The sequence below is a fragment of the Vibrio sp. 05-20-BW147 genome, from assembly GCF_013369385.1.
Classification (GTDB): Bacteria; Pseudomonadota; Gammaproteobacteria; order Enterobacterales; family Vibrionaceae; genus Vibrio; species Vibrio floridensis.
Map to the genome: position 1 here is coordinate 1 of NZ_SZTO01000053.1, position 1,637 is coordinate 1,637.

Below are 1,637 nucleotides of genomic sequence, written 5' to 3' on the forward strand. Positions count from 1 at the left end.
TGCCTGCGCCCCTTAACGCGGCGTTAGGCTACATGTTGATACTGGTCATAAAGGAATGCTGTTCGTTATGATAAAATTTGTCGAATAATATTCATTGCATTTAAGCTACGAATGCATTTCCAGTTAATGATAAATTATCAATGGGTGGCGAGATGAAGAGTAAAGTAATAATTGTTTCATTGTGTTTGGTATTTTCCTCAAGTGCATTTTCTAGTTCAAACATTTGGAGTAACGATGGAATTGATTCAAACATCAGTTCTGAAATTAAGGTTACTCTATTTCAGAATGTAAGCGGTGGTGTAAATATAGGTTTGACGTTTCCATCTGATGATTGTGTAGATTTTGAAGATCGCGTACTAAAAGCTCCGTCATATAGTATTAATGGAACATTGGTCAAATCATATGCCCAGTGTATTGGAAAAGGTAAAAGAATGGACTTTCCTGCTACGGATGCAGGTAAAGAATATGTAATAAGCCAATTTAAACAGAAAAATACGGTTGTGTATGGCCAGGATGGCTTTGAGATTACTTTTAGTGCAATTGGATTCTCTGCTGTGTACGAAAACTATAAAAATCGAATGGATGGGATTTAGCCTAACAAACAATTTAAGAGTGATTCAGCACGCGTGGCATTTTTACTATGCGTCAGTTTTAGTGCTTAAGGCGGTATGCGGTAGCATCAGTATTGCGTGCTTCACACCTTAATTGGGCGTTATGCTTCTTAGGAGGAGTAGTAGGATAATGATTGGAAATACAGCTGAGATATCTATTTGGATTCCTCTGATTTCAGTGCTTTGCGGTGGGAGTATCGCATTAACAAGTACATTTCTTAACGCTTGGTATACGAAAGATCGTGAATCTACATATGCGAAAGAACAGCGTGATAGAGATAGATTGGAACGCATATACAGACTTTTAATCTCAACAACTGAGTGGGCTGTTTCTAGTTTTAGAAAAGAGCTGCGAGGATCTCAAGAAAAATCTGATGATATCGAGTCAAAGCCATTAGTTGAGTTAAACTTGCTAGTTAATCTTTATCATAAGGAATTAAATCAAAGCTATAACAAACTTCAAGTAGCTGTTAGTGAGTATGTTTCTTATTTGATTTCATATAATCTTGATTCAAAAGTAGAAATCGATCGGGAAAAACTGAAGGTATTACACCTTAACATCTGTCGAGAAATTGAGAATATGAAACGTGATGTAGCAGAGCTTGTGAAAGCATAACAAACGCTTTAAGACGGATTCGCAACGCGTGGCATTTTTATCATGCGTTGATTTTAGTGATTTAGGTAGTGCGCGGAAGCATCGAATTGCGTTGCTCACCACTTAAGCGGGCGTTATGCAAATATTCAAATCAGCTCATTCCTCAGTACTTATGTCTAAGGCTGTGGATGTAAATAAAATGGCTAACTGGCTAAAGCATTCTGGTAAACTGCGTCCAAACTAAGCGGTATGATCAGGACCCAAGCAATGAGCCAAGAGCAGCAAAACAACCCTTTACATGGTTTAACCTTAGAGAAAATTCTTGTTCGTTTACAAGAGCACTATGGCTGGGAAGGGTTAGACAGAGAAATCAAAATTAACTGTTTTTACAGCAATCCATCAATCAAATCTTCTCTTAAGTTTTTGCGTCG

Annotated in this window: 3 protein-coding genes; all 3 read left to right on the top strand. The window is 37.6% G+C overall.

Annotation, left to right across the window (positions count from 1 at the left end; translation table 11 throughout):
- Nucleotides 1-152: 152 nt before the first annotated feature.
- Nucleotides 153-593 carry a hypothetical protein gene (locus FC652_RS19675; protein ID WP_140361383.1) on the top strand — a complete coding sequence of 147 codons (441 nt, stop codon included), beginning with the start codon at nt 153-155 and terminating at the stop codon, nt 591-593.
- A 148-nt stretch (nt 594-741) separates the two neighbouring features.
- Nucleotides 742-1,227, top strand: a complete 486-nt coding sequence (locus tag FC652_RS19685) for a hypothetical protein (RefSeq protein ID WP_101958702.1) — start codon at nt 742-744, stop codon at nt 1,225-1,227.
- Nucleotides 1,228-1,473: 246 nt separating this feature from the next.
- Nucleotides 1,474-1,637 (top strand): VF530 family DNA-binding protein (locus FC652_RS19690; RefSeq protein ID WP_176299855.1); only part of this gene is annotated, 164 nt, incomplete at its 3' end.

What these genes read in the sequence shown, in the direction of transcription:
- FC652_RS19685 (WP_101958702.1), top strand. Translation starts at nt 742, where the DNA reads ATGATTGGAAATACAGCTGAGATATCTATTTGGATTCCTCTGATTTCA.
- FC652_RS19675 (WP_140361383.1), top strand. Translation starts at nt 153, where the DNA reads ATGAAGAGTAAAGTAATAATTGTTTCATTGTGTTTGGTATTTTCCTCA.